Below are 4,692 nucleotides of genomic sequence, written 5' to 3' on the forward strand. Positions count from 1 at the left end.
GGATAAAAATGCGTGAGGCTCTATTTGTGAAACAAGGTAAGGAAAAGTGGAAAGGCTACGAAGATTTAAAAAATACCGGCCCGGATGAACTTGCCGAATCTTTTATTCAAATTACCGACGACCTGGCATATGCCAAAACATTTTACCCCAAATCAAACACAACTAAATATTTAAACGGGCTGGCTTCTACCTTCCACCAATCTATTTACAAAAATAAAAAAGAAAAAACAAACAGGTTTGTCACCTTCTGGAGTTATGAACTGCCCCTCGTTTTTTACAAACAACGAAAAGCGCTTTTATATTCTTTCTTGTTCTTCATGGTTTTTAGCCTGATGGGTGCCCTATCTGCAAAATATGACAATACGTTTGTGCGACTGATCATGGGCAATCAATATGTTAACATGACCAATGCAAATATTGCCAAAGGAGACCCCTTTGGGGTTTATAAACAATCAAATCCGTTTTTAATGTTTGTTGGCATTGCTGCAAACAACATTATGGTTGAATTGATGATCTTTGTGATGGGGATATTCTTTTCGGTAGGAAGTATTTACCAGCTACTTAAAAACGGCGTTATGCTGGGCGCATTCCAATATTATTTCTTCAGCAAAGGCTTTGGCTTGCAATCTATCCTGGTGATATGGTGCCATGGCACGCTCGAGATCTCAGCAATAATACTTGCCGGCGGAGCGGGGTTGGCAATGGGTAACGGCTTTCTTTTCCCAAAAACCTATTCAAGATTTGAGTCTTTAAAAAACGGCGCAAAAGATGGATTAAAAATAGCGATAGGATTGATTCCCGTATTTTTAACCGCGGCTTTTTTTGAGGGCTTTATTACCCGCAAAACCGATATGCCGGTATGGATAAGTATTGCTATATTAACCGGGTCGTTTTTATTTATCACCTGGTATGTAATTATATACCCCGGATACCTTAACCGAAAATTAAATCACAATAAATAACCTTTTATGAACCAGCCAATTGAGCTTAGAAAAACACGTGACTTTGGACAGATAATAAACGATACTTTTACCTTTTTAAAGGAAAACTTCAAGCCATTATTTCTTTCACTGCTTATTATCTGCGGATTTTTTATAGTTGTCGGTACAGTAACCTCAGTTTTCCAGTACCTGGGAATGATGAATTTGTACAGAGGTGCGTTCCCTTTTAATACGAATGCAAATTCATATAATGTACCCGAATATACGGTTACTTATTTTGTAAGCCTGCTTTTTAATGCCTTTGTTATGATCATGTTACAGGTTTGCATACACATGGTAACATTGTGTTACATCTCGGTATATCTTCAAAAAGGAAATATAAAACCAACTTTTGAAGAAGTTTGGGGTTATTTTAAATTTTATTTTTTCAGGGTGATCGGCAGTGGTATTGTTATTGCAATTTTAATAGGAGTTGGTTTCCTGCTTTGTATTTTTCCCGGGATCTATGTTGCCAACGTTTTCTACCTGGTCATCCCCATTATTATTATCGAAAACACTTCATTCAGTTATGCTTTTAACCGAAGTTTTAAGTTAATTAAAAATAATTGGTGGTTTGTATTCGGTATTATATTTATTACTTCATTGATCGTTGGCATTGCCAGTTCGTTTGCAGGTATTCCCCTAACTATTCTCACTGTTGGTTCCAGTTTCTTTTCAAACAAAAGTTTTACACTGCCGTTGATTATATTTTTTAGCGCATTAAGAAATATTTTGATGCTCGCCTACGCATTGTCGGCTATCGCTGTAGCTTTATGCTACTTTAACCTATCAGAAGAGAAAGAAGGGCTTGGTTTAATGGAACGCATTGATAAGTTTGGCAAAACTAATGAAAACGATTCTTCCCATCCTAAAGAAGAATATTAATATGATGCACCGGGCTTTCGTCTTTATTGTTATGCTGGCTTTTTCAATATGCCTGTTGAATACGGCCCATGCGTTTGGCAATAAACATATCCCGGCCAAAATCCGGCCTGACAGTTCAAAAATAGTGGTAAAAAAAGTCAGCGATCAGGCAATTGAAAAGTTCAGGCATGATAAGGATTTTGATTACCGTGAAGGTAAAGCTTATGACATGTCAGCCTGGACGAGGTTTTGGGCATGGGTTGCTTATATCATCGATTGGATCTGGTCGAAAATTAAAGGCGCATTTATTTCAGTTCCGGGCAGTGCTACTTTTTTAAAATACCTTTTGCTTGCTATCGCCATTAGTTTTGTGGTATATATTGTTTTAAAATCACTGGGGATCGACGTATCTAATTTATGGCGCCGTGAATCGAAAAAAATTCAGGTCCCCTTTATGGAGTCACTTGAAGATATCCACGGGATAGACTTTGATAACGAAATTGAAAAGGCCATTTCGCAGCATAATTACCGGCTTGCCGTACGCCTATTATACTTAAAGTGCCTGAAACAACTCAGCGATGGCAAACTAATAACCTGGCAAATTGATAAAACAAATGCGGCCTATTTATATGAGCTAACAGATGCCGCGCAAAAACAAACCTTCAGCTCATTAACAAGGGAATTTGAATATATATGGTATGGTAATTTCTCAATAGACCAAAAAGGATTTAACGGAATTTACCAGCTTTTCCAGGAATTTAAAAAACAAATACCATGAAAAGCAAAAGCCTGAAAATATACCTGATCAGCGCCGGCATTATACTGGTGTTGTATGTAATTGCGGAGGCGAACAGGCCCAGAGCAATTAACTGGATAGATACATTAAATCATAACGATAAAATCCCTTTCGGAACTTATATACTGTTTGACAGGCTAACTGATATTTATCCGGGTGCCCATATTGTTACCTACCGGCAACCGGTGTATAATGTCCTGGCAGAAGATTCTGTAAAAAACTCTTCATACATCATCGTGGCCCCTGATGTGGAGCTTACTGAAACCGATTATGATCAATTGGTTAAATATGTAAAAGCAGGCAACGATGTGTTTATAGGAGCAAAGTATTTTGGAAAGCTGCTAAAAAAGGAATTAAAAGTTGAAACACGACAAACCTTTAATTTAAACAAAGCCGACTCCGTGCATTTTTTAAGCCCTTATTTAAATACTGATAAGTATTATGGTGTGTTAAAAGGTGTGGGAAACATTTTCTTCAATGATTTTGATACCACCAAAACCATTGTTATAGGCGAAAATGCCGAGCATGGGGCTAATTTCCTAAAATTTAAAATGGGGAAGGGTGCCTTATATTTGATGGCTAACCCCAAATTTTTTAGCAATTATAGCATGCTCAATTTTCAGGGTCGCGAATACGCCGCAACAGCATTGTCATTTGTAAAAAATACCAGCCAGGTTATCTGGGATGAATACTATACCACGGGCGATGATACTAACGACTCGCCAATGCGTGTATTTTTTAGCCACGCTTCTTTGGCGTGGGCTTATTACATCACCCTTTTCGCCCTGTTAGCTTTCGTACTATTTGAAATTAAAAGGCGCCAGCGTGTTATTCCGGTTATTGAACCCTTAAGCAATTCAACATTTGATTTTGTTAATGTTGTCGGCCAGGTTTATTACGAAAAACGCGACAACGCAAATATCGCCCGGAAAAATATTCTTTATTTTCTATCGCGCCTCCGCGACGAATTTCAAATTAAGACCAATAGCCTTGACCAGGAATTTAAAGAGAATTTAGCGGGCAAATTTGGTTTCGACAAAACGTTTACCGGAAATTTTGTCGACTATTTAAATTATATAAATGAAAAGGATCATGTTTCCGATCGTGACCTTATAAAACTGAACAACTTTATCGAAGAATTTTATACCAAATCAAGGTAATATGGAAGATGAACTATTTGAAAAGAGAACCGACCTCAGCAAATTGAGCCATGCTGTCGAACAAATAAAAACCACGCTTGCGAAAATCATTGTGGGCCAGCAGGAGAGTATCGACCTGTTGATCGCCGGCATCCTGGCCGATGGACATATACTGATAGAAGGAGTACCGGGGGTGGCAAAAACATTGACAGCAAAATTAATTGCAAGATCGATTAAAGCGCATTACTCACGGATTCAGTTTACGCCCGACCTGATGCCGTCGGATATTTTGGGCACTTCGGTTTTTAACCCAAAAACAACAGAGTTTGAGTTTAAACACGGTCCTGTTTTTGGCAATATCATCCTGATAGATGAAATAAACCGTGCACCTGCCAAAACACAGTCGGCTTTGTTTGAGGTGATGGAAGAGCGCCAGGTAACCATTGACGGCCAAACCTATAAAATGCAGGAGCCCTTTACCGTATTGGCTACCCAGAACCCTGTTGAACACGAAGGCACCTATCGACTTCCCGAAGCACAACTGGATAGATTTATCTTTAAGATAGAAGTTAAATATCCTTCGCTGGACGAAGAGATTGCCATCCTGACACAGCAACACCAGCATAAAACGGCTGAACAGCTGCTCGATATTCAGCCAGTATTATCCGGTGACGATATTGTTGCTATCAGGCACCAGGTATTAGGACTACATGTGGAGGAAAAGCTACTGGTGTATGTTGCTAAACTGATCCACGAAAGCCGCAATAATAAATCATTATATCTGGGCGGTTCACCCCGTGCTTCGCTGGCAATCGTAAATGCTGCAAAAGCGATAGCTGCGATCAGGGGCCGCGACTTTGTAACACCTGACGATATTATATACGTGGCCGCGCCGGTTTTAAGGCACAGGATA

General features: G+C 39.2%; 5 protein-coding genes. All 5 read left to right on the forward strand.

Annotated elements, in window-relative coordinates; translation table 11 throughout:
* On the forward strand, positions 1-962 hold a 962-nt coding region (locus QZY09_RS07495), incomplete at its 5' end, for a stage II sporulation protein M (protein ID WP_367119185.1).
* Positions 963-968: 6 nt separating this feature from the next.
* Positions 969-1,865, forward strand: a complete 897-nt coding sequence (locus QZY09_RS07500; protein ID WP_295670427.1) for a hypothetical protein — start codon at positions 969-971, stop codon at positions 1,863-1,865.
* On the forward strand, positions 1,828-2,622 hold the full coding sequence (locus QZY09_RS07505) for a hypothetical protein (RefSeq protein ID WP_295670430.1): 795 nt from the start codon (positions 1,828-1,830) through the stop codon (positions 2,620-2,622). Before QZY09_RS07500 ends, QZY09_RS07505 begins: the two co-directional genes overlap by 38 nt.
* Complete coding sequence (locus tag QZY09_RS07510; protein ID WP_295670433.1) at positions 2,619-3,800, forward strand: DUF4350 domain-containing protein; 1,182 nt, start codon at positions 2,619-2,621, stop codon at positions 3,798-3,800. The genes QZY09_RS07505 and QZY09_RS07510 overlap by 4 nt, the downstream gene beginning before the upstream one ends.
* A gap of 1 nt (position 3,801) precedes the next feature.
* Positions 3,802-4,692 (forward strand): MoxR family ATPase (locus QZY09_RS07515; RefSeq protein ID WP_295670436.1); only part of this gene is annotated, 891 nt, incomplete at its 3' end.

The sequence above is a fragment of the uncultured Mucilaginibacter sp. genome (assembly GCF_903913935.1).
Taxonomy (GTDB): Bacteria; Bacteroidota; Bacteroidia; order Sphingobacteriales; family Sphingobacteriaceae; genus Mucilaginibacter.